The sequence below is a fragment of the Variovorax sp. GW821-FHT09D05 genome, assembly GCF_059416325.1.
This window is the reverse complement of sequence record NZ_JBWKOZ010000012.1, coordinates 98,842-122,461: the sequence shown is the minus strand read 5'-3', so window position 1 is coordinate 122,461 and position 23,620 is coordinate 98,842. Positions and strand designations below refer to the sequence as shown.

The following is a 23,620-nucleotide window of genomic DNA, read 5'->3' as shown; positions in this document are numbered from 1 at the left end:
GGCACAGTATCCCGATTTGCGCGCCTCATCGCACCTTGTGGGCGTTACAAGGCATGACTTGTAGACTGGCGCCGATATGCAGCAGCAAACACCTTCCACCTCCTCGTCCTACTGCAGCGGCTGGCTCGGCGGCGCAATCCGCCGCATCGAAGCCGACTACCAGCGCAGTGCCGACACGCACCTGATCCCGCTGCCCCTGCCCTCGCTCGCGGCGCACGGCATCGATATGTACCTGAAGGACGAATCGACGCACCCGACCGGCAGCCTCAAGCACCGGCTCGCACGTTCGCTCTTTCTCTATGCGCTGTGCAACGGATGGGTGCGCGAAGGCACGACCATCGTCGAGGCATCGAGCGGCTCGACGGCCGTGAGCGAGGCCTACTTCGCGCGGCTGCTGGGCCTGCCCTTCATCGCGGTGATGCCGCGCACCACCTCGCCCGAAAAGATCGCGCAGATCGCCTTCTACGGCGCGAGCTGCCACTTCGTCGACCATGCTGCGCAGGTTTACGAAGAGGCCCGTGCGCTGGCCGAGCGCACCGGTGGCCACTACATGGACCAGTTCACGTATGCCGAGCGCGCGACCGACTGGCGCGGCAACAACAACATCGCCGAGAGCATGTTCCAGCAGATGTCGCGCGAGCGGCATCCGGTGCCGAAGTGGATCGTGGTGGGTGCGGGCACGGGCGGCACCAGCGCGACCATCGGGCGCTACCTGCGCTATCGCTGCCACGACACGCAGGTGTGCGTGCCCGACCCCGAGGGCTCGGTGTTCTCGGCCTACCACCGCACGGGCGACGCCACGCTGACGGCCGCCGGCTCGCGCATCGAGGGCATCGGCCGGCCGCGCGTGGAGCCCAGCTTCATCCGCACGCTGGTCGACCGGATGATCGAAGTGCCCAACCTCGATTCGGTGGCGGCCATGCATGCGCTGTCGGCGCTGCTGGGCCGCAAGGTCGGGCCGTCGACGGGCACCAACTTCATCGGCATGCTGGCCGTGGCGCAGGAGATGCGCGCGGCCGGGCAGCAGGGTTCCATTCTTTCGCTGCTGTGCGATGCGGGCGAGCGCTACCTGCCGAGCTACCACGATGCGACCTGGGTGCAGAACGCCTTCGGCGACATCGGGCCGGCGCAGCAGCGCATCGATGCGCTGGTGGCGTCGTGATGTCTCCCATGCCACTGCTGTCGCGCCGCGGCCTGCTGCTGGCGGCGCTCGCGGCGGGTCCGCTTGCGGCATGGGCGTTGCCCGAGCACCGGCTGGAGTTTCCGCGCGACTTCGGCAGCCACCCTGATCTGCACACCGAGTGGTGGTACATCACCGGCCATGCGAAGACGCCGGCAGGGCGCGAGTTCGGCTATCAGGTGACCTTCTTCCGTTCGCGCGTCGAGGCCACGCAGGGCATGCGCTCGGCCTTCGCGGCGAAGCACCTCGTGTTCGCGCATGCGGCCGTCACCGACCTGCAAGGCCGCGTGCTGCTGCACGACCAGCGCATCGCACGCGCGGGCTTCGGCGTGGCGGAGGCGAGCACGAGCGACACCGACGTGCGCATCCGCGACTGGTCGCTGGTGCGGGAAAACGGCCTCTACGTCGCGCGCATTCCGGCAGGCGAGTTCTCGCTCGACCTGCGCTTCACGCCCACGCAGCCGGTGCTGCTGCAAGGCAACGCAGGCCTCTCGCGCAAGGGCCCCGATGAATCGCAGGCAAGCTACTACTACAGCGAGCCGCAACTCAAGGCGCAGGGCAAGCTCACGCTGAAGGGACAGGCTTTCGACGTGGGCGGAACCGCATGGCTCGACCACGAATGGAGCGAAGCGCTGATGCACCCCGAGGCCGTGGGCTGGGACTGGATCGGCATGAACCTCGATGACGGCAGCGCCCTCACCGCCTTCCACCTGCGGCGCAGCGACGGCAGCGCGCAGTGGGGCGGCGGCTCGTTCCGCCCGCGCGATGGCGTGGCTCGCATCTTCAAGAACGACGAAGTCCGCTTCGAGAGCCTCAAGACCTGGGACAGCCCGCGCACGCAGGCGAAGTACCCGACGCAATGGCGCGTACAGACGCCCTCTGGCAGCTTCGAGGTGCGCGCCCTGCTCGACGACCAGGAGCTGGACAGCCGCGGCTCGACCGGCGGCGTGTATTGGGAAGGCGTAAGCGACCTGCTCGACGCCCAGGGGCGCCGTGTGGGCCGTGGCTACCTGGAAATGACCGGCTACGCCGCACCGCTGAAGCTGTAACCGTTGTAGCCGCGCACAAGCACTGACAACCAGCCGCCTCCCGCGTGCGTTGGGAATAATGTCCAGAACTCATCTGAAAACCAGAGGATCCCCACCATGAAGATTCGACTTGCCGTGCTGGCCGTGGCCGGCGCCCTTTCCATCCTTGCGAGCCCCCTTGCCGCCAACGCGCAGGTCTCGGTGAACATCAATGTGCCCGGGCTGGTGATGACGGCGCCGCCGCCGCCACGCTACGAACCCCTGCCACCGCCGCGCGGCGGCTTCGTCTGGGTGCCGGGCCGCTGGGCCTGGGACGGCCGTGCCTACGGATGGCGTCCGGGCGGCTGGCAGCCCGAGCGCGCAGGCTACGCCTATGCCCCTGGCCGCTGGGTCGAGGACCGCGGCGGCTGGCGCTGGACCGAAGGCGACTGGCGCCGGCGCGAGGCGTACCGTGAAGCGCGCCGTGAACGCGAATGGGAAGAAGAGCATCGCCGCCGCGACCATGATCGCGACTATCGGCGCGGCCATGACCACGATCGCGACCGCGGCGATTTCTGCCCGCCCGGCCAGGCGAAAAAAGGCAACTGCTGATGCAATGAAAAAGGGAGCCTCGGCTCCCTTTTTCATTGCAGTTGCCTTGCTTGCTATTTGGCTCGTCGCCGCTCGATGAACGCAATGATCTCGCCCATGATCCCCTTGCGGAACGCCAGCACGCAGATCACGAAGATCAGGCCCGTGACCATGGTCACCGACTCGCCCAGCGTGTTGAACCAGTCGATCGTCGTGATGCGCGCCAGGAAGTTGCCGAGTTCGCCGATCTTGTTCTCCAGCAGCACCACCACTGCCGAGCCCACCAGCGGACCCGACAGCGTACCGAGGCCGCCCACCAGCGTCATCAGGATGACCTGGCCCGAGGCGGTCCAGTGCACGTCCGACAGCGTGGCGAAGCCCAGCACCAGCGTCTTGAGCGAACCGGCCAGGCCCGACAGCGCCGCGGAGATCACGAAGGCCAGCAGCTTGAAGCGGCTCACGTCGTAGCCCAGCGACAGCGCGCGCGGCTCGTTCTCCTTGATGCCCTTGAGCACCTGGCCGAAGGGCGAGTGGATGGTACGCACGATCAGCAGGAAGGCCGCGACCACGATGACCAGCGCGACGTAGTACATCGTGAGGTCGTTCGACAGGTCGATCAGGCCGAAGAGCTTGCCGCGCGGCACGCCCTGCAGGCCGTCTTCGCCGCCCGTGAACTTGGCCTGCAGCGCGACGAAGAACATCATCTGCGCGAGCGCCAGCGTGATCATCGCGAAGTAGATGCCCTGCCGGCGAATGGCCAGCACGCCGAAGAGCCAGCCGAGGAAAGCGCCAGTGAGCGTGCCCGCGATCAGGCCCAGTTCGGGCGTGAGGCCCCAGACCTTGATCGCATGGCCCGCAACGTACGCGGAGCCACCAAGGAAGGCCGCATGCCCGAACGACAGCAGGCCCGTGAAGCCCAGCAGCAGGTTGAAGGCCGCGGCGAACAGCGCGAAGCACATCAGCTTCATCACGAACACCGGGTAGGCGCCGAAGAACGGCGCCAGGAGCAGCGCAACCAGCAGCAAGGCGTAGACGACGGTGGAGATTTTTTTCATGTTCATGCCGTTCGCCTTATTTCTCTTTGCCGAACAGGCCGGCGGGGCGAATCAACAGCACGATGACCATGATCACGAACACAACCGTAGACGATGCCTCGGGATAGAAAACCTTGGTGAGCCCTTCGATCACACCGAGCCCGAGGCCCGTGAGGATGGCGCCCATGATGGAGCCCATCCCGCCGATCACCACCACGGCGAACACCACGATGATGAGGTTCTGCCCCATCAGCGGCGACACCTGCATCACCGGCGCGGCCAGCACGCCTGCGAAGGCCGCGAGCGCGCAGCCAAAGGCGTAGGTCAGCGTGATCATCAACGGCACGTTGACGCCGAAGGCTTCCACGAGCCGCGGGTTCTCGGTGCCGGCGCGCAGGTAGGCACCCAGGCGCGTCTTCTCGATCACGTACCAGGTGGCGAAGCACACCACGAGCGAGGCGACGACCACCCAGGCGCGGTAGTTCGGCAGCACCATGAAGCCAAGGTCGGTGGCGCTCGACAGCGCATCGGGCGCGTCGTAGGGCAGCCCCGACACGCCGTAGATCGAGCGGAACACGCCCTCGATCAGCAGCGTGAGCCCCAGCGTGAGCAGCAGGCCGTAGAGGTGGTCGAGCTTGTAGATCCAGCGCAGCAGCAGGCGCTCGATGAGCACGCCGAAGATGCCGATGACGACGGGCGCCGCAATCAGCATCACCCAGTAGTTGACGCCGAGGTACTCCATCGCCATCCACGTGAGGACAGCGCCGAGCATGAACAGCGCGCCATGTGCGAAGTTGATGACGTTGAGCAGGCCGAAGATCACCGCCAGCCCGAGGCTCAGGATGGCGTAGAAGGAGCCGTTGACCAGCCCCAGGAGGAGCTGGCTCAAAAGCGCGGGAAGGGAAATGGTCATAAGCGTTTCAACGAACCCGGGCGGCTGCGCGCCCGCGGGGGATCACTTCCAGAGGGCGCACTTGCTCTCGGCCTTCGTCGTGAAGACCTCTTCGCCCTTGAGCTTCTGGATTACCTTGTAGTAGTCCCACGGCTGCTTGGATTCGGCCGGCGACTTGACCTGCACCAGGTACATGTCGTGCACGAAGCGGCCGTCGGCGCGCACGGTGCCCTTGGCGTAGAAGTCGTCGATGGGCGTGGCCTTGATGGTCTCCATCACCTTGTCGGCATCGACCGTCTTGGCAGCCTGCACGGCCTTCAGGTAGGTCATGGTGGCCGAGTAGTCGGCGGCCTGGATGTCGGTGGGCATGCGCTTGGTCTTCTCGAAGAAGCGCTTGCCGAAGGCGCGCGTCTTGTCGTCGAGGTTCCAGTCCCAGCTGGTGGTGAGCAGCAGGCCTTCGGTGTTCTTCAGGCCCAGGCTGTGCACGTCGGTCACGAACACCAGCAGGCCGACCATCTTCATGGTCTTGGTGATGCCGAATTCCTTGGCCGCCTTGATCGAGTTGATGGTGTCGCCGCCTGCATTGGCCAGCGCCAGCACCTGGGCCTTGGAGTTCTGCGCCTGCAGCAGGAACGAAGAGAAGTCGGAGGTGTTGAGCGGATGCTTCACGCTGCCCACCACCGTACCGCCCTTCTCTTTCACGACCTTGGAGGCATCGGCCTCCAGCGCCTGGCCGAAGGCGTAGTCGGCGGTGAGGAAATACCAGCTCTTGTCGCCGCGCGCAATCACCGCGCTGCCGGTGCCCTTGGCCAGCGCCACGGTGTCGTAGGCGTAGTGCACGGTGTAGGGGCTGCACTGCTCGTTGGTGAGCGCCGAGCTGCCCGCGCCGTTCACGACGAACACGCGCTTCTTCTCCTGCGCCACCTTGGCCATGGCCAGGGCTGTGCCCGAGCTGGTGCCGCCGAACAGCATCGTCAGGCCCTGCGTGTCGATCCATTCGCGAGCCTTGGAGGCGGCGATGTCGGCCTTGTTCTGGTGGTCGGCCTGCAGCAGCTCGATGGGCATGCCGTTGACCTTGCCGCCGAAGTCGTCGATGGCCATCTGGATCGCGAGGGCGCCGTTCTTGCCCTCCACGTCCGCGTAGAGGCTCGACATGTCGGTGATGAAACCGATCTTGACCTTGTCCTGGGCCTGCGCGGCGCCAACGGCCATGAGGCAGGTAGCGGCGAGGCAGGCAGAGGCGATGAGCGTGCGTTTCATGGGATGGTTCTCTCGGTTGACTTCGGTGGAAGGGTCTGGCGCGGCGTCAGCCGGTTATTTCCAGAGAGCGCATTTCGTCTCGGCCTTCGTGGTGAAGACCTGGTCGCCCGGCAGCGTCTTGAGCACCTTCAGGTAGTCCCAGGGCTTCTTCGATTCGGCGGGCGACTTCACCTCGACCAGGTACATGTCGTGGATGAAGCTGCCGTCGGCGCGGATGGTGCCCTTGGCATAGAAGTCGTCGACCTTCGTGCTCTTGAGCTGCGCCATCACCTTGTCGGAGTCTGTGGTCTTGGCGGCGGCCACGGCCTTCAGGTAGGTCATGGTGGCCGAGTAGTCGGCGGCCTGCACGTCGGTCGGCATGCGCTTGGTCTTCTCGAAGAAGCGGTTGGCGAACTTGCGCGATTCGTCGTTCAGGTCCCAGTACCAGCTGGTGGTGTGCAGCAGGCCTTCGGTGTTCTTCAGGCCCAGGCTGTGGATGTCGCTCAGAAAGACCAGCAGGCCGGCGGTCTTCATGGTCTTGTTGATGCCGAATTCCTTGGCCGCCTTGATCGAGTTGATGGTGTCGCCACCGGCGTTGGCCAGGCCCAGGATCTGCGCCTTGGAGTTCTGCGCCTGCAGCAGGAACGAGGAGAAGTCCGAAGCGTTCAGCGGATGGCGCACCGCGCCCACCACCGTGCCGCCCTTTTCCTTCACCACCTTGGTGGTGTCGGCTTCGAGCGCGTGGCCGAAGGCGTAGTCGGCCGTCAGGAAAAACCAGCTCTTGCCGCCGCGGTCTACAACCGCCGCACCGGTGCCTTTGGCCAGCGCCACGGTGTCGTAGGCGTAGTGGATGGTGTAGGGGCTGCACTGCTCGTTGGTGAGCACCGAGCTGCCCGCGCCGTTGTTGAAGTACACGCGCTTCTTCTCTTCCGCAACCTTGGCGGTGGCCAGCGCGGTACCGGAGTTGGTGCCGCCGAAGACCATGGTCACGCCGGCCGTGTCGATCCATTCGCGGGCCTTGGAGGCGGCGATGTCGGCCTTGTTCTGGTGGTCGGCAACCAGCAGCTCGATGGGCTGGCCCAGCGCCTTGCCGCCGAAGTCGTCGATGGCCATCTGGATGGCGGTGGCGCCGCCCTTGCCTTCGAGGTCGGCATACAGGCTCGACAGGTCGGTGACGAAGCCGATCTTCACTTTTTCCTGCGCCTGCGCGGCGCCTGCGCCCATGGCGAGGACGGCGACGGCGGTAGCGATGAGGCCGAGTTTTTTGTTCATGGTGTTGTCTCCTGAAGAAATCTTTGTGGGATGCGAGAAAAGGTCTTGTGGACGTGTCTTTTGCTTCAGACGCCGAGCAGCTCGGTGAGCACTGGCATCTTGGCTTCGAGCTCGGCAGCGCCGAACTTCTCGACGATGCGGCCGTGCTCCATCACGTAGAAGCGGTCGGCCAGCGGCGCGGCGAAGCGGAAGTTCTGCTCCACCATGACGATGGTGTAGCCCTTGGAGCGCAGCGTGGTGATCATGCGGGCCAGCGCCTGCACGATGACGGGAGCGAGGCCTTCGGAAATCTCGTCGAGCAAGAGCAGCTTGGCGCCCGTACGCAGGATGCGCGCCACGGCCAGCATCTGCTGCTCGCCGCCCGACAGGCGCGTGCCCTGGCTGTTGCGGCGCTCGGCCAGGTTGGGGAACATGGTGTAGATCTCTTCGACCGACATGCCCTGCCCCGCGCCTTTGAGTTCGGGCGGCAGCAGAAGGTTTTCCTCGCACGAGAGGCTGGCGAAGATGCCGCGCTCTTCAGGGCAATAGCCAATGCCCAGGTGCGCAATGCGGTGCGTCGGCATGCCGATGGTCTCTTTGCCATTGACCTCGATGCTGCCCTTGCGTGCGCCGGTCAGGCCCATGATGGCCCGCAGCGTGGTGGTGCGGCCCGCGCCGTTGCGGCCCAGCAGCGTGACGACTTCGCCAGGCTGCACGACCATGTCGACGCCGTGCAGCACGTGCGATTCGCCGTACCAGGCTTGAAGGCCCTTGATTTCCAATGCGGCGGTCATCAGTGGGCCCCTTGGAGTTGGCCGTCGGTGGTGCCCATGTAGGCTTCCATCACCTGCGGGTTCTTCGAGACTTCGGCGTACGGGCCTTCGGCCAGCACGGCGCCGCGCTGCAGCACGGTGATGGTGTCGGCAATGGTCGAGACCACGCTCATGTTGTGTTCGACCATCAGGATGGTGCGTCCAGCCGACACGCGCTTGATGAGTTCAGCCACGCGGTGCACGTCTTCGTGGCCCATGCCCTGCGTAGGTTCGTCGAGCAGCATCAGCTCGGGTTCCATTGCGAGCGTGGTCGCGATCTCGAGCGCGCGCTTGCGGCCGTAGGGCAGGTTCACGGTCTGTTCGTCGGCGAGTTCTTCGAGGCCGACTTCAGCCAGCAGCTCGCGGGCTCTGGCATCCAATGGCTTGAGCGACTTCTCGCTCTTCCAGAAGTGGTACGAGGTGCCGAGGCGCCTTTGCAGGCCCAGCCGCACGTTCTCGAGCAGCGTGAGGTGCGGGAACACGGCCGAGATCTGGAACGAGCGGATGATGCCGCGCCGCGCAATCTGCGCGGGCCGCTCGCCGGTGATGTCCTGCCCGTTGAACAGGATCGTGCCGGTGGTCGGTTCGAGGAACTTGGTGAGCAGGTTGAAGCAGGTCGTCTTGCCGGCACCGTTCGGACCGATGAGCGCGTGGATGGATCCGCGCACCACCGACAGGTCGACCTTGCTGACCGCCGTGAACCCTTTGAATTCCTTGGTGAGCTGGCGTGTTTCGAGAATGACGTCGCTCATCTCGCGAAGTCGCCCGGGTACGGAAAAAGAATATCGGTCATGCGGTCCATCTCAATGCGCCACCATCGAGCGCGGACCGATTGTTCGTGGGCCTACCCCGCTTGCATACTGGGGCAAATGCCTATGCTGCAGTGCAACCTGCACGGACCGGCGCACATTCGAATCGGGGACTGTCGTTATGACGACAAAGAAAGCTCCGGCGGCATCGGAAACCCCAAGCCGGTGCGCGCAGGGGTCTGCGTAGACTGCAACCAACATGCCGGACTTCCGCTCTCCCGACTTCCTGACCGACCACATCCTGCACACGCTGGCTTTCTACGAGCCGCGCGACCTCGATGCCACGGGCGGCTTCTTTCATTTCTTCAAGGACGACGGCACGGTGTACGACCGGCGTACGCGCCATCTCGTGAGCAGCACGCGCTTCGTGTTCAACCATGCGATGGCGTATCGCCGCTTCGGCATTCCCGCGCATCTTGCAGCCGCGCGGCACGGCCTTGCGTTCGTCGAGCATGCGCATCGGCAGCCGGGTGGCGGCTATGCATGGCAGATCGACTGGCACCAGCAGCGCGCCACCGTGCAGGACGGCACCAACCACTGCTACGGCCTGGACTTCGTGCTGCTCGCGCAAGCGCATGCGCTGATGGCCGGCATCGAGGAAGCGCATGCGGGGCTGGAGCACACCTGGCAACTGATGGAACAGCATTTCTGGGAGCCACGGCACCAGCTCTATGCCGACGAGGCCACCACCGACTGGCGCATCGGCGCCTATCGCGGACAGAACGCCAACATGCACGCCTGCGAGGCCCTCATGGCCGCATTCGAGGCCACGCAGCAAACGCGCTACCTCGACCGCGCGCTGGCTGTGGCCGAATCAGTGACCGGCAAGCAGGCCGCGCTGGCTGACGGACTGGTCTGGGAACACTACCGCGAAGACTGGTCGGTCGACTGGGACTACAACCGCGGAGACAAGAGCAACATCTTCAGGCCCTGGGGCTTCCAGACCGGCCACCTGACCGAGTGGGCCAAGCTGCTGCTGCAGCTCGAAGGCCATCTCGCCACCAAGGACCGTACGGCCGACTGGATCGTGCCGCGCGCGCGCCATTTCTTCGACACCGCCATGTTCCGCGGCTGGGACGCCGACAACGGCGGGCTGGTCTACGGCTTCGGCCCCGACGGCAAAGTGTGCGACGACGACAAGTACTTCTGGGTACAGGCCGAGAGCTTCGCGGCGGCCGCCCTGCTCGCGGTGCGCACCGGCGAGGCCAGCTACTGGGACTGGTACGACAGCATCTGGGCCTATAGCTGGGAGCACTTCGTCGATCACCGGCACGGCGCGTGGTATCGCATCCTCACGCCGCAGAACCGGAAGATCAGCGACGAGAAGAGCCCCGCCGGCAAGACCGACTATCACACCATGGGCGCGTGCCACAACGTGCTCAGGGCACTGCGCAAATAAGAACCCCCAGGCTCCTTGCGGAGGCTGGGGGTGATTGGTGTGAGGACGATGCGCGGTCAGTGTGCTCCGGCTGCGGCGTCGCCACCGGCGCCGCCCTTCTGCGGCCTTGCCAGCCACACCAGCGGAATCAGCAGCAGGAACAGGATCGCCGACGCGTAGAAGATGTCGTTCGTGGCCAGCATGTAGGCCTGCTGGTCGACGATGCGGTTGATCTGCCCCAGCACCTGGTCAGCGCTGAAGCCGCTGGCGTTGAGCCCGGACATCGCGCTCGTGGCTGCGTTGTTGCCCTGGTTGATCGTCTCGGCCAGTTGCGTATGGTGCAGCGTGGCACGGTTGTCCCACAGCGTGGTGGTGATCGACGTGCCCATCGCACCCGCCGTGATCCGCAGGAAGTTCGACAGCCCCGACGCGGCCGGGATCCGGTCTGGCGTGAGGCCCGACAGCGTGATGGTCACGAGCGGGATGAAGAAGAACGCCATCGCGATGCCCTGGATCACCGTCGGGATGATGATGGTGACGAAGTCGGCCTGCGTGTTGAAGTTCGACCGCATCCACAGCACCAGTGCGAACACCAGGAACGAGAAGGTCGCGTAGCGGCGCGGATCGATCTTGGCCACCGTGAGCCCCACCACCGGCGAGAAGAAGATCGCCAGCAGCCCCACGGGCGCCATGATCATCCCCGCCTGCGTGGCGGTGTAGCCCATCCACTGCTGCAGCCACAGCGGCAGCAGCACCACGTTGCCGAAGAACAGGCCGTAGGCCACGGCCGTTGCCACGGCGCCCGACCAGAAGTTGCGGCGCTTGAACAGCGACAGGTCGACCACCGGGTGCTTGTCGGTCAGCTCCCAGACCAGGAAGAACGCGAAGCCGACCACGGACACCACCGCCAGCGTGACGATCTGCGCCGAGTGGAACCAGTCGAGCTCCTTGCCCTTGTCGAGCATCAGCTGCAGCGAGCCCACCCACAGCACCAGCAGCGCGAGGCCGACGGCGTCGATAGGCACCTTGTGCGTGCTGCTCTCGCGCTTGCGGTACAGCGTCCAGGTGATGGCGGCCGCGACGATGCCCACGGGGATGTTGATGTAGAAGATCCACGGCCACGAGATGTTGTCGGTGATCCAGCCGCCCAGCAGCGGCCCCATCACCGGCGCGACCAGCGTGGTCATCGACCACATGGCCATCGCAAGGCCTGCCTTGGCGCGCGGATAGCTCGACAGCAGCAGCGTCTGCGACAGCGGAATCATCGGGCCGGCCACGAAGCCCTGCAGCGCGCGGAAGGCGATCAGCGTCGTCATGTTCGGCGCCAGGCCGCACAGCAGCGAGGCGACCATGAACAGGATCACGCTGGCCATGAACAGGCGCACCTGTCCGAAGCGCTGCGTCATGAAGCCCGTCAGCGGCACCGCGATGGCGTTGGCCACCGCGAAGCTGGTGATGACCCAGGTGCCTTGCGTGGTACTCACGCCCAGGTCGCCCGAGATGGCGGGCAACGACACGTTCGCGATCGACGAATCGAGCACGTTCATGAAGGTTGCCGCAGACAGCGCTACCGTGCCCCAGACGCGGGCTGCGCCTTCGAGCGGTGGATGCGCAACGTAAGCAGGAGCAGCGGTGGCCATTGCGGTCGCGCGAACTGTTTGCCTGAGTTACCCGAGGGAAGCGCGGGCGATCAGCCCGGCTGCCCCTGCACTGCCACCGATGCCGCGGCGGGTGCGCTCGACGGGGCCGCCGAGCCCTTCGACGGCGCGGTGGCCGTTGCCGGTGCGCTGCGGCCGAGGTTGGCCGCGACGATGCGGTCGACTTCGGCGTCGGCGCCGCGGTCGAGCTGGCTGTACACGGCCGTCTGCGTCAGCGCGGTGGCGCGCGGCGCGTCGGCGAGCATCTTGCCGCTCTTGGACGAGATGTCGACTTCGGCGTCCATCGACAGGCCGATGCGCAGCGGGTTGGCCTTGAGCTGCTCGGGGTCGAGCGCGATACGCACGGGCACGCGCTGCACCACCTTGATCCAGTTGCCGGTGGCGTTCTGCGCGGGCAGCAGCGCGAACGCACTGCCGGTGCCGACGCCCAGGCCCGCAACCTTGCCGGTGTACTCGACCTTCTTGCCGTACACGTCGGCCGTGAGCTTCACGGGCTGGTCGATGCGGATGTTGCGCAGCTGCACTTCCTTGAAGTTGGCGTCGACCCACAGCTGGTTGAGCGGCACGATCGACATCATCGGCGTGCCGGCGGCCACGCGCTGGCCGAGCTGCACGGTGCGCTTGGCGACATAGCCGTCGACCGGTGCGGGCATGGCCACGCGCTGGGTGGCGAGGTAGGCCTCGCGCACCTTGGCGGCGGCGGCCAGCACGCTAGGGTGCTGGGCCACGCTGGTGCCGTCGGTCAGCGACTGGTTGCTGACCAGCGCTTCCTTCGCGGCGACCACGCCGGCCTGCGCCGCGGCGAGTGCGCTCTTGGCGGTGTCGAGCTGCGTCTCGGCGTGGTTGAGTTCTTCCTTCGACACGGCGCCGTTGCCCGACAGCGCGCGGCGGCGCTGCAGGTCGTCCTGCGCCTTGGCGATGTCGCTCTGCGCCTTCACGATGTCGGACTGGCGCAGCGTGACCTGCGCGGCCAGCGAGCCGTTGTTGGCGTACAGCGTGCGCACCTGGCGCACGGCCTGCGCGAGCGCGGCCTCGGCCTGTTCGAGCGATACCTTGGCGTCGGCCGGATCGAGCTGCACCAGGGGCTGGCCGGCCTTCACGAAGTCGGTGTCGTCGGCGCCGATGGCCATCACGGTGCCGCCGATCTGCGGCGTGATCTGGATGACGTTGCCCTGCACGTAGGCGTTGTCGGTGTCCTCGTAGTGGCTGGCGACCAGCCATTCGTAGAGGCCCCAGCCGCCGCCGACGACGATCACCACCGCGGCGAGCGCGGTGAGTGCGCGGCGGCGCTTGCCGCTGTTGGCGGGCGCCTCGGGGGCTGCAGGAGCTGCAGCTGCAGCGGGCGTCGGAGTGTTGTTGTCGCTCATGATGAAGTTCTTTCCGAAGACGAGGAAGTCGGGTCAGTTCTGGTCGGTTCTTGTTCAGTTCACTGCGGCCGCGGGGGCCGAGGCGGTGGCCGTGGCCGGGGGCTGCCAGCCGCCGCCCAGCGCGCGCGCCAGGCCCACCTGCGTGTCGAGCGCGCGGGCGGCGAGGTCGACGGCCAGCCGGCGCTGCGCCAGCACGGAGGTTTCCGCGGTCAGCACGTTGAGGTAGTTGCCGAGGCCCGCGCGGTAGCGCTGCACGGCGATGTCGTAGGCGCCTTCGGCAGCGGTCTGCGCTGCGCGTTGTTCGGTTTGCTGGCGCGTGATCGACTGCGCGCTCGTGACCTGGTCGGCCGCGTCGCGCACCGCGTCGAGCACGGTGGCGTTGTAGCTTTCGATGGCCACGTCGAGGTCGGCCGACTTGCCGCGCAGGTTGGCGCGCAGCTTGCCGCCTTCGAAGATCGGCAGGCTGATGGCCGGGCCCACGCCCCACTGCTCGCTGCCCGACTTCAGCAGCTTGCCGAAGCCCAGGCTCTGGAAGCCGACGAAGGCCGTGAGGTTCACGTTGGGATAGAAGAGCGTCCTGGCGTTGGCCACGTCGCTCGTGGCTGCCTCGACGCGCCAGCGCGCGGCGGCGATGTCGGCTCGGCGGCCAAGCAGGTCGGCCGGAATGCTGCCCTGCAGTGCCATCGGCTTGACGCCGGCAAGCACCGGCGGCTTGAGCGATGCCGACACATTCGGCTGGCCGACGAGCGCGTCGAGCGCGTGCTGCTGCAACGCGATCTGCTCGTTGAGCGATTCGATCTGCTGGCGTGCCTCGGGCAGGCCGCCTTCGCTCTGGCGCAATTCGAGGCGGGTGTCGAGGCCGGCGGACACGCGGTCGCGCACGAGCTTGAGCGTTTCGTCGCGCTGCGCCAGCGTGCGCTGGGCCACGGTGAGCTGGTCGTTCAGGCGCGCCCATTGAAAGTAGCTGCGCGCCACGTTGCTCGCGAGCAGCACGCGGGCAGCATCCGCATCGGCGGCCGCAGCATTCGCCGAGCCGATGGCGGCGTCGAGCGCGGTGCGGTTCTTGCCGAAGAAGTCGAGCTCCCAGCTTGCGCCGAGCTGCAGCAGGCCGATGTTCTGCGTGGAGCCGCCCAGCGGTGCGGGGTAGATGTAGTTGCTGTTGAACTTCTGGCGATCCAGGTCGAGCTCGGCGTTGACCTTGGGCTTGAGGGCCGAGCCGGCGATGTCGGCGGAGGCCTGCGCGCGCGCGAGGCGGGCTTGCGCGACCTGCAGGTTGGGGTTGCCGGCCACGGCCTGGTCGATCAGCGAATTGAGCTGCGTGTCGCCGAAGGCGAGCCACCATTGGCTGTCGAGGCGGGACACAGGCGCCGCGGCGCTGTCGGGCGCGATGCCCAGCGACGAGGCATCGCGCAGCTTGGCCTGCGAGCCGATGCCGGCCATGTCGGCACATCCGGCAAGTGCGACCACGAGCAATGCTGCGGCCACGACGGGGGTGCGACGCACAGCGCGCACGGCGAGGGAATCAGTCATTTTTATCTCCACGGGCCGCGAGGGCCTGGGCGTTGTCGAGGATGCGGCGCAAGTAACCCTTGAGCTGCTCCCATTCTTCGGCGCTGAAGCCAGCGAGGTGTTCGTTCTGCACACGGCTGAGCACGTAGGGCACTTCCTTGGCGGCGGCACGGCCTTCGTCGGTGAGTTCGATGTTGACCACGCGGCGGTCTTCGAGCGAGCGCACGCGGCGGCACAAGCCCTTGGCTTCGAGGCGGTCGAGCAGGCGCGTCATGGCGCCGGTGTCGAGCTCGCAGGCGCGGGCCAGTTCGGCCACGGTGGTGGCGGCGCCGGTGTGCAGCTTGTAGAGAGGCAACCATTGCGGATAGGTCGGGCCGCCGGGCTCGCACATGCGGGTTTCTACTGCCTGACCAACCAAAGTGATGATGCGGCGCATCAGATAACCGATGCTCTCTTCGGTCGAGTAGGTCTCCGCGCGATAGAAGACAGGCGGGCGACGCTCGGCGTCGGCAGGGACCGACGGGGCTACTGGAATGTTTGCATCGCTCATGGGGCAAAATATTAGCTGCCGCGGCAGTAATTGTCAAGGCCGCCTTTGTGGAGGCAAGGGATCGTTAGAATCGGCGCATGGCTTCTACCCCACCGTCTTCCATGGCCAAGGGCTCGCCCCGGTCGCTGTCGGGCCTGAGCCCTTTTCTTCGCCCCTACCGCGTGCAGATCGTGCTGGCAGCCCTCTTTCTGGTGCTGGCGGCGGTTACCACGCTGGTTTTCCCTATCGCATTGAGAAGTCTGATTGACGGCGGCTTGATCAGTACCGACAAAGGCGCCCAGACCATGGCGCTGCGCGAGCACTTCGGCGCCCTCTTCGCCGTGGCCGTGGCGCTGGGCGTTTTCTCGGCGGCGCGCTTCTATACGGTGAGCTGGCTGGGCGAGCGCGTGACGGCCGACATCCGCAACGCGGTCTACGGCCATGTGCTGAAACAGAGCCCCGTCTTCTTCGAAACCACGCAGACCGGCGAAGTGCTGTCGCGCCTGACGGCCGACACCACGCTGGTGCAGACGGTCGTCGGCTCGTCGCTGAGCATGGGGCTGCGCAACGCGGTGATGGGCGTGGGCGCCCTGGCGGTGCTGATCTGGACCAATCCTTACGTGATGGTGCAGGTACTGGGCATCCTCGTGCTGGTGGTTCTACCGAGCATGTGGTTCGGCCGCCGCGTGCGCAAGCTGTCGCGCGCCAGCCAGGACCGCGTGGCCGATTCGAGCGCCATCGCCGCCGAGGTGCTGAATGCCATTCCCGTGGTGCAGAGCTACACGGCTGAAGGCCGCGAGGCCGCGCGCTTCAACGGCTCGACCGAGAACGCCTTTCGCACCGCCGTGCGCCGCACCAAGGCACGCTCGGTGCTGGTGGCGTTCATCATCATCGCGACCTCGGCGGCGCTGCTCTGGGGCCTTTATCAGGGCACGCAGGCGGTGCTGCGCGGCGACATCACGGCCGGCCACCTGGGCCAGACCGTCGTCTACGTCGCCATCCTGGCCAGCGCGACTGCGGTGCTCGGCGAGGTGTACGGCGACCTGCTGCGTGCAGCCGGCGCGACCGAGCGGCTGATGGAGCTGCTGCATGCGCCCGCCGCCATCTTTTCACCGCCGAGCCCGACGGTCACGCCCGTCCCCGTGGCGGGCAGCACGATCAAGTTCGATGCGGTGACCTTCCATTACCCGTCACGGCCAGGCACACCGGCACTGCGCGATTTCAGCCTCGAAGTCGCGCCGGGCGAAACCGTGGCCCTGGTGGGATCGAGCGGCGCGGGCAAGAGCACGGTGTTCCAGTTGCTGCTGCGCTACTACGACCCACAATCGGGCCGCCTGCTGCTCGACGGCGCGCCGCTGGCCTCGCTCGCCCTGCCCGACCTGCGCACCCGCATCGGCCTCGTGCCGCAGGACGCGGTGATCTTCTCGACCACCGCGTTCGAGAACATCCGCTACGGCCGTCCCGAGGCGACAACCGAGGAAGTGCATGCCGCAGCACGCGCCGCCTTCGCCCACGACTTCCTCCAGGCGCTGCCCGAGGGCTACGACACCTTCCTCGGCGAACGCGGCGTGCGGCTGTCGGGCGGACAGCGCCAACGCATCGCGATTGCGCGCGCGATCCTGAAGAACCCGCCGCTGCTGCTGCTCGACGAAGCCACGAGCGCACTCGACGCGGAAAGCGAGCGCATGGTGCAGGCGGCACTGGAATCGGCAATGGAAAACCGGACCACGCTGGTCATCGCGCACCGGCTGGCCACGGTGCAGAAGGCCAATCGCATCGTGGTGCTGGACCACGGCGGAATCGTCGAGCAGGGAACGCATGCGACGCTGGTCGCGCAGGGCGGTGTATACGCGCGCCTGGCTGCGCTTCAGTTCACGGCCTGAACGCTGAACGGCCGCGACCGGCTGGTCAATTACTGCAGGGTTTCTTTCAGCGCCGCCGGAATCGGCAGCGCCATCACCGGAATGCCTTCGTCGAGCAGCGCTTCGGTCTGCTCCGGCGTCGCCTGGCCGCGAATGCCGCGCTCCCGGGCTTCGCCGTAGTGCATCTTGCGGGCTTCGTCGGCAAAGCGGTCGCCGACGTCTTCGGTCTTTGCCAGCACCTCGCGCACAGCGCGCATCCAGCGGGCTTCGGGTGAGAGTTCGGCGGGAACGTTCGAGGCAGCAGCCGGTGCCGTAGCCTCAGGCGCCTTGGCATTGCCCAGATTGAGGCGCGGCGCGCTCAGCAGCTTGACGATGGCGGTGTCGCCACAGACCGGGCACTCGACCAGTCCGCTGCCCAACTGGCTATCGAAGGCCTCGTTGGACGCGAACCAGCCCTCGAAGCCGTGGCCGTGCGCGCAGCGGAGATTGAGAACCTTCATCCGCGGATTATCCCGCGTGGCCTTCCGCAGGGGCAGCCTTCCAATCCAGTGCCCATGCGCCCGAAAGGACGTTCTGCAGCCAAAGCGTGCAGGTCAGGGTCTTGGCGTCGGTCACTTTGCCGTCGCGGCACCAGCCGGCCAGCTCATCGGGCGTGGCCGTGAACACGTCGAGAAACTCGCCATGATCGAGCTGCCGCTCACCGAGTGAAAGGCCGCGCGCAAAGTAGATGTGGATGATTTCGGTCGAGTACGCCACCGCCAGGTGCATCGCACCCGCATACGCCCATTCGCGCGCGGTATAGCCGGTTTCCTCGAGCAGTTCGCGCCGGCCGCAATCGAAAGGGTTTTCGCCCGCGTCGAGCTTGCCCGCCGGAAATTCGATCATCACGTGGCCGACCGGATAGCGGAACTGCCGCTCCAGCACCACTCGCCCGTCTTCCAGCAGCGGAATCACCACCACGGCGCCCGGATGCACCACGTACTCGCGCGTGGCGCTGTGGCCATCGGGCAGCCGGATGGTGTCTCGCCTGGCCTCCAGGAACTTGCCCTTGAACAGCTCTTCGCGGCTCGTGAGCTCTTCCTTCAGATGGGAATCGGTGGTGTCGATGGGCGTGGTCATGTCGTCCTCGTCAATGCCTGTGCTTCATCAGATAGCGCCAGGTGAATCCTGGAAAGGCCAGCACGATGAACAGCGCGCCAGTCACCGCATAGAACTCCCAGCCCTGCGGGGCAATCTGCCCTGCCCTGCGCTCGAACAGCAGCCCGATGCCACCGGCCAGAAAGTACAAGACCACCAGTTCGGCGAGGCGCACCGCGAGCGACTTGGGCTTTGTCGCCAGCGGCACGACGCCGAACAGGCGGTCGTTGAAGAACGGCAGGTTGGCAGCCACCAGGGCCACCAGCAGAACGACCCAGACCGACGCGGTTTGCGACACCAGGCCGGGCCGCGTCAGTGGGCCAGGGTTGCCACGATCGCGTCGTAGCAAAGCGTCATCAGGCCGCCGGGCACGATGCCCAGGATCAGGATCAACGCGCCGTTGATCGTGAGCACCGTGCGCACGTCGCGCGGCGCCGACACGGTGGTGGCCGTGACGGGTGCGTCGAAGTACATGACCTTGACCACGCGCAGGTAGTAGAACGCGCCGATCAGCGACATCATCACCGCGAACACGGCCAGGCCGATGTAGATGGCGTGGCCCGATGCAATCAGCGCCTGCAGCACGGCCAGCTTCGCGTAGAAGCCGACCAGCGGCGGCAGACCGGCCAGCGAGAACATCGCAATGGCCATCACGCCGGCGTACAGCGGGCTGCGCTGGTTCAGGCCAGCCAGGTCGGTGATCTCTTCGCTTTCGAAGCCTTCGCGCGCCAGCAGCAGGATGATGCCGAAGCTGGCCAGCGTGGTCAGCACGTAGGTCACGATGTAGAACATCGAGGCGCTGTAGGCGTACTGGGCGTTGTAGGTGCCCTGCTGGTCCGAGCCGGCGACCAGGCCGAGGAGCATGAAGCCCATCTGCGAGATCGTCGAATAGGCCAGCATGCGCTTCAGGTTGCTCTGCGCAATGGCGGCCAGGTTGCCGACCAGCAGCGAGGCGATGGCGAGCACGGCCAGCATCTGCTGCCAGTCGATGGCAAGCGGCTGCAGAGCGTCGACCAGCAGGCGGATGATGATCGCGAAGGCAGCCAGCTCGGGCGCGGCGCCGATCAGCAGCGTGATCGCAGTCGGAGCGCCCTGGTAGACGTCAGGCACCCACATGTGGAACGGCGCAGCGCCCACCTTGAAGGCCAGGCCGGCGACGATGAACACCAGGCCGAACACCAGCACCTGGTGGTTCACCTTGCCGCTCGCGATGGTCTTGAACACTTCGTTGACGTCGAGCGAGCCGGTCGCGCCGTACATCATCGACAGGCCATACAGCAGGAAGCCGCTGGCCATGGCGCCGAGCACGAAGTACTTCATCGCCGCTTCGCTGGCCACCGCGTTGTCGCGGCGCAGCGCCACCAGCGCATAGCTCGACAGCGTGAGCAGTTCGAGGCCCAGGTAGATCAGCAGGAAGTTGCTGCCCGAGATCATCACGAACATGCCCAGCAGCGCGAACATGCTGACGGTGAACATCTCGCCGCCGCGCAGCATCTCGCGGTCGGCCGCATAGGGACGGCCGTAGACCAGAGTGACCATCAGGGCGACGGTGGCGAAGCACTTGAGCCAGTTGCCCATCGGGTCGCTGACGACCATGCCGCCGAAGCCGTAGATCGTCTTGGCGTCAAGGGCCTGCAGGCCCGACAGCACGGCGACCACGGCAAGCGTGGCCAGCGTCAACACATAGGTGCGGGTACGGCGCGGGCTCGTGTCCGACAGGTCGACCAGCGCAATGATGCAGGCCATGACCAGCAACACGATTTCGGGGTAGATCGTGACCCAGCTGAGTTTGTCAATCATCTCGTTCTCTTCTTCAGCGTGGCATCAGGAAGGCAGCTTCGAAACTGCCACGTGGCGCAGGAGCTCGGTCACCGAGGCGTTCATCGCGTCGGTGAACGGCTTCGGGAACAGGCCCATCCACAGCACGGCAATGGCCAGCAGTGCCAGCATCAGGAACTCGCGGGCGTTGATGTCGCTGAGTTCCTTGACGTGGTCGTTGCCGACCGGACCCAGGTACACGCGCTTGTACATCCAGAGGGTGTAGGCCGCGCCGAAAATCAGCGCGGTGGCGGCGCCGAGGCCGATCCAGAAGTTGGCCTTCACGGCGCCCAGGATCACCATCCACTCGCCCACGAAACCGGCGGTGCCCGGCAGGCCGCAATTGGCCATGGCGAACAGCAGCGCGAACGCGGCGAACTTGGGCATGGTGTTGACCACGCCGCCGTAATCGGCGATCTGGCGCGAGTGCACGCGGTCGTACAGCACGCCGATGCCCAGGAACATGGCGCCCGACACGAAACCGTGCGCAATCATCTGCACGATGCCGCCGGACACGCCGAGCTCGTTGAAGATGAAGAAGCCGAGCGTCACGAAGCCCATGTGGGCGACCGACGAGTAGGCCACCAGCTTCTTCATGTCCTGCTGCACAAGCGCCACCAAGCCGACGTAGATCACGGCGATCAGCGACAGCGCGATCATGAGCCAGGCCCATTCGTGCGAGGCGTCGGGCGCGATGGGCATCGAGAAGCGCAGGAAGCCATAGGCGCCCAGCTTCAGCATGATCGCGGCCAGCACGGCGGAGCCACCGGTGGGCGCCTCGACGTGCACGTCGGGCAGCCAGGTGTGCACCGGCCACATCGGCACCTTCACGGCGAAGGCCGCGAAGAAAGCAAAGAACAGGAAGGTCTGCGCGGTCGAACCCAGTGGCAGCTTGTGCCAGGCCAGGATGTCGAAGCTGCCGCCCGACTTGTTGTACAGGAAGATCAGCGCAACCAGCATCAGCAGCGAGCCGAGCAAGGTGTACAGGAAGAACTTGAACGCCGCGTAGATCTTGTTCGGGCCGCCCCAGATGCCGATGATCAGGTACATCGGGATCAGCGTGGCTTCGAAGAACACGTAGAACAGCACGCCGTCGAGCGCGGAGAACACGCCGATCATGAAGCCCGACAGGATCAGGAACGCGCCCATGTACTGGTTCACGCGCTCGGTGATCACTTCCCAGGCCGAGATCACGACGACGACCGTGATGAACGACGTCAGCAGCACCAGCCAGAGCGACAGGCCGTCGATCCCGAGGTGGTAGTTGACGTTGAAGCGTGCGATCCAGCCCGTCTTTTCGACGAACTGCATCGCGGCAGTGCCGTTCTGGAAACGCGTGAACAGCGGCACCGTGACCAGGAAGCTCACGATGGCACCGACTAGCGCGACCCAGCGCACGCCCTTGGCATGCTCGTCACGGCCAAACGCCAGCAGCACGGCGCCGAATGCGATCGGCACCCAGATGGCAAGGCTCAACAAACCCATTTTTCTTTTTCTCCAGCGCTAGGCTCAGCGTTTGAACCAGACGAAGTACGTCATCAGGATGAAGATGCCGAGCAGCATCGCGAAGGCATAGTGGTAGATGTAGCCAGACTGCATCCAGCGCACCACACCCGAAATCCGGCCAATCACTTTCCACGAACCGTTGACGACGGCTCCGTCGATCAGGGCCTGGTCGCCACCCTTCCACAGACCGGTGCCAAGCGCGCGCGTCGCGCGGGCAATGACGTTCTCATTGAACCAGTCCATGTAGTACTTGTTCTCGAGCAGGCGGTAGATCGGGCCGCAGGCGCGCTTGATCGCAGCCGGCAGCGCCGGGTTGATCATGTACATGTACCAGGACAGGACCACACCAGCCAGCGCCAGCCAGAATGGCGCAGCCTGCAGGCCGTGGATGGCCATGGCCACCGGGCCGTGGAAGGCTTCTTCCAGTTCCTTCATGGCGTGGTGCCTGGTGCCGTCCACGACGATCGCGTTCTTGAAGAACTCGCCGAACAGCATCGGCTCGATCGTCATGAAGCCGATCACCACCGAGGGGATGGCCAGCAGCACCAGCGGCAGCCAGACGACCCAAGGCGATTCGTGCGGCTTCTGGTCATGGCCGTGACCATGATCGTCATGACCGTGGCCATGGTCGTCATGGTGCGCATCGGGGTTCTGGTCGTAGCGTTCCTTGCCGTGGAAGACCAGGAAGTACATGCGGAACGAATAGAACGCCGTGATGAACACGCCGGCCAGCACCGCGTAGTACGCGAAGTTCGCGCCCCACAGGTGGCTTTCATGCACCGCCTCGATGATGCTGTCCTTCGAGTAGAAGCCGGCAAAGAACGGCGTGCCGATCAGCGCGAGCGAACCCAGCAGCGAGGTGATCCAGGTGATCGGCATGTACTTGCGCACGCCGCCCATCCAGCGGATGTCCTGGTTGTGGTGCATGCCGATGATCACCGAGCCGGCGCCGAGGAACAGCAGCGCCTTGAAGAACGCGTGCGTCATCAGGTGGAACACCGCGACCGAGTAGGCCGAGGCACCGAGCGCCACCGTCATGTAGCCGAGCTGCGAGAGCGTCGAGTACGCGACCACGCGCTTGATGTCGTTCTGGATGATGCCCAGGAAGCCCATGAACAGCGCGGTGATGGCGCCGATCACGAGGATGAAGCTCAGTGCCGTGTCGCTCAGCTCGAACAGCGGCGACATGCGCGCCACCATGAAGATGCCGGCCGTCACCATCGTTGCCGCGTGGATCAGTGCGGAGATGGGCGTCGGGCCTTCCATCGAGTCGGGCAGCCACACGTGCAGCGGGAACTGGGCACTCTTGCCCATCGCGCCGATGAACAGGCAGATGCAGATCACGGTGATGAGCATCCACTCGGTGCCCGGGAACGTGATACCGGCCAGCGTACCCGCCTTGGCAAAGGCCTCGGTGTAGTTCAGCGTGCCGGCGTAGGCGGCGATCAGGCCGATGCCGAGGATGAAGCCGAAGTCGCCCACACGGTTGACCAGGAAGGCCTTCATGTTCGCGAAGATCGCGGTCGGCTTGTTGAACCAGAAACCGATCAGCAGGTACGACACCAGGCCCACCGCTTCCCAGCCGAAGAACAGCTGGAGCATGTTGTTGCTCATGACGAGCATCAGCATCGAGAAGGTGAACAGCGAGATGTACGCGAAGAAGCGGTTGTAGCCGTCGTCTTCTTCCATGTAGCCGATGGTGTAGATGTGGACCATCAGCGACACGAAGGTCACGACGCACATCATCATGGCGGTGAGGCCGTCGACCATGAAGCCGACTTCCATCTTCAGGCCACCCACGACCATCCATTCATAGATGGTTTCGTTGAAGCGGGCGCCGTCGGCCACCACGCTCTTGAGCGTCATGGCCGAGATGATGAAGGCGACCAGCACGCCCAGGATGGTCAGCGAGTGCGTGACCTTGCGGCCGATGTGATTGCCGCCGAACTTGGTGCCGAACAGGCCGGCGACAGCGGCGCCGACCAGGGGTGCCAGCGGCACGGCCAGCAAGGTGGATGCGGAAAGGGTTGCGCTCATGTTG

Annotated in this window: 20 protein-coding genes and 1 pseudogene; 5 read left to right on the top strand and 16 right to left on the bottom strand. The window is 65.7% G+C overall.

The window, feature by feature from the left end; all coding sequences use genetic code 11:
• Positions 1-76 precede the first annotated feature (76 nt).
• From AC07O3_RS29115 to AC07O3_RS29105, 3 genes are all read left to right on the top strand, one after another.
• Positions 77-1,162, top strand: a complete 1,086-nt coding sequence (locus AC07O3_RS29115) for a PLP-dependent cysteine synthase family protein (protein WP_093177625.1) — start codon at positions 77-79, stop codon at positions 1,160-1,162.
• Positions 1,162-2,229: a lipocalin-like domain-containing protein gene (locus AC07O3_RS29110; protein ID WP_495340945.1), complete on the top strand. Its 1,068-nt coding sequence runs from the start codon at positions 1,162-1,164 to the stop codon at positions 2,227-2,229. Before AC07O3_RS29115 ends, AC07O3_RS29110 begins: the two co-directional genes overlap by 1 nt.
• 96 nt (positions 2,230-2,325) lie before the next feature.
• Complete coding sequence (locus AC07O3_RS29105) at positions 2,326-2,799, top strand: YXWGXW repeat-containing protein (RefSeq protein ID WP_093079945.1); 474 nt, start codon at positions 2,326-2,328, stop codon at positions 2,797-2,799.
• A gap of 53 nt (positions 2,800-2,852) precedes the next feature.
• Here AC07O3_RS29105 and AC07O3_RS29100 read toward each other — a convergent pair whose 3' ends face one another.
• The 6 genes from AC07O3_RS29100 to AC07O3_RS29075 form a co-directional block, all read right to left on the bottom strand.
• Positions 2,853-3,839, bottom strand: a complete 987-nt coding sequence (locus AC07O3_RS29100; RefSeq protein ID WP_176928912.1) for a branched-chain amino acid ABC transporter permease — start codon at positions 3,837-3,839, stop codon at positions 2,853-2,855.
• Positions 3,840-3,849: 10 nt separating this feature from the next.
• Positions 3,850-4,725 carry a branched-chain amino acid ABC transporter permease gene (locus AC07O3_RS29095; protein ID WP_093057828.1) on the bottom strand — a complete coding sequence of 292 codons (876 nt, stop codon included), beginning with the start codon at positions 4,723-4,725 and terminating at the stop codon, positions 3,850-3,852.
• 42 nt (positions 4,726-4,767) lie between these two features.
• Positions 4,768-5,964, bottom strand: a complete 1,197-nt coding sequence (locus tag AC07O3_RS29090) for an ABC transporter substrate-binding protein (RefSeq protein WP_093057829.1) — start codon at positions 5,962-5,964, stop codon at positions 4,768-4,770.
• 54 nt (positions 5,965-6,018) lie between these two features.
• Positions 6,019-7,167, bottom strand: a complete 1,149-nt coding sequence (locus tag AC07O3_RS29085; protein WP_256216924.1) for an ABC transporter substrate-binding protein — start codon at positions 7,165-7,167, stop codon at positions 6,019-6,021.
• A 113-nt stretch (positions 7,168-7,280) separates the two neighbouring features.
• Positions 7,281-7,988, bottom strand: coding sequence for an ABC transporter ATP-binding protein (locus AC07O3_RS29080; protein WP_093177630.1), 708 nt, complete (start codon positions 7,986-7,988; stop codon positions 7,281-7,283).
• Positions 7,988-8,758, bottom strand: coding sequence for an ABC transporter ATP-binding protein (locus AC07O3_RS29075; protein ID WP_093079935.1), 771 nt, complete (start codon positions 8,756-8,758; stop codon positions 7,988-7,990). Before AC07O3_RS29075 ends, AC07O3_RS29080 begins: the two co-directional genes overlap by 1 nt.
• A gap of 256 nt (positions 8,759-9,014) precedes the next feature.
• Here AC07O3_RS29075 and AC07O3_RS29070 point away from each other — a divergent pair, with 256 nt between their 5' ends.
• On the top strand, positions 9,015-10,214 hold the full coding sequence (locus AC07O3_RS29070) for an AGE family epimerase/isomerase (RefSeq protein WP_495340944.1): 1,200 nt from the start codon (positions 9,015-9,017) through the stop codon (positions 10,212-10,214).
• Positions 10,215-10,270: 56 nt separating this feature from the next.
• On the opposite strand, the pseudogene AC07O3_RS29065 reads toward AC07O3_RS29070, so the two are convergent.
• From AC07O3_RS29065 to AC07O3_RS29050, 4 genes and pseudogenes are all read right to left on the bottom strand, one after another.
• A pseudogene (locus tag AC07O3_RS29065) lies at positions 10,271-11,836 on the bottom strand (DHA2 family efflux MFS transporter permease subunit); the annotation flags it as partial.
• Positions 11,837-11,883: 47 nt separating this feature from the next.
• Positions 11,884-13,218, bottom strand: a complete 1,335-nt coding sequence (locus AC07O3_RS29060; RefSeq protein WP_093057835.1) for an HlyD family secretion protein — start codon at positions 13,216-13,218, stop codon at positions 11,884-11,886.
• Positions 13,219-13,272: 54 nt separating this feature from the next.
• Complete coding sequence (locus AC07O3_RS29055; protein ID WP_093057836.1) at positions 13,273-14,748, bottom strand: efflux transporter outer membrane subunit; 1,476 nt, start codon at positions 14,746-14,748, stop codon at positions 13,273-13,275.
• Positions 14,741-15,277: a MarR family winged helix-turn-helix transcriptional regulator gene (locus tag AC07O3_RS29050; protein WP_093057837.1), complete on the bottom strand. Its 537-nt coding sequence runs from the start codon at positions 15,275-15,277 to the stop codon at positions 14,741-14,743. Before AC07O3_RS29050 ends, AC07O3_RS29055 begins: the two co-directional genes overlap by 8 nt.
• Before the next feature lie 77 nt (positions 15,278-15,354).
• On the opposite strand from AC07O3_RS29050, the gene AC07O3_RS29045 reads away from it, so the two are divergent.
• The gene (locus tag AC07O3_RS29045; protein WP_093057838.1) at positions 15,355-17,139 is read left to right on the top strand and encodes an ABC transporter transmembrane domain-containing protein; all 1,785 of its coding nucleotides are present in this window, start codon (positions 15,355-15,357) and stop codon (positions 17,137-17,139) included.
• A 29-nt stretch (positions 17,140-17,168) separates the two neighbouring features.
• Here the strand turns inward: AC07O3_RS29045 and AC07O3_RS29040 are convergent, their stop codons facing one another.
• Genes AC07O3_RS29040 through nuoL form a run of 6 tightly spaced genes read right to left on the bottom strand, consistent with a single transcriptional unit; the run spans position 17,169 to position 23,616 of the window.
• Positions 17,169-17,618, bottom strand: coding sequence for a DUF1178 family protein (locus tag AC07O3_RS29040; protein WP_495340943.1), 450 nt, complete (start codon positions 17,616-17,618; stop codon positions 17,169-17,171).
• 7 nt (positions 17,619-17,625) lie between these two features.
• The gene (locus AC07O3_RS29035) at positions 17,626-18,237 is read right to left on the bottom strand and encodes an NUDIX domain-containing protein (RefSeq protein ID WP_495340942.1); all 612 of its coding nucleotides are present in this window, start codon (positions 18,235-18,237) and stop codon (positions 17,626-17,628) included.
• A gap of 10 nt (positions 18,238-18,247) precedes the next feature.
• A complete protein-coding gene (locus AC07O3_RS29030; RefSeq protein ID WP_093057841.1) occupies positions 18,248-18,553 on the bottom strand; it encodes a DUF2818 family protein in 306 nt (101 codons plus the stop codon).
• A gap of 14 nt (positions 18,554-18,567) precedes the next feature.
• A complete protein-coding gene (gene nuoN / locus AC07O3_RS29025) occupies positions 18,568-20,055 on the bottom strand; it encodes an NADH-quinone oxidoreductase subunit NuoN (RefSeq protein ID WP_093057842.1) in 1,488 nt (495 codons plus the stop codon).
• 24 nt (positions 20,056-20,079) lie between these two features.
• Positions 20,080-21,558, bottom strand: coding sequence for an NADH-quinone oxidoreductase subunit M (locus AC07O3_RS29020; RefSeq protein ID WP_093079915.1), 1,479 nt, complete (start codon positions 21,556-21,558; stop codon positions 20,080-20,082).
• Positions 21,559-21,582: 24 nt separating this feature from the next.
• Entirely contained in the window at positions 21,583-23,616 is a 2,034-nt protein-coding gene (gene nuoL, locus AC07O3_RS29015) for an NADH-quinone oxidoreductase subunit L (RefSeq protein WP_093057844.1), read from the bottom strand.
• Between the last annotated feature and the right edge of the window lie 4 nt (positions 23,617-23,620).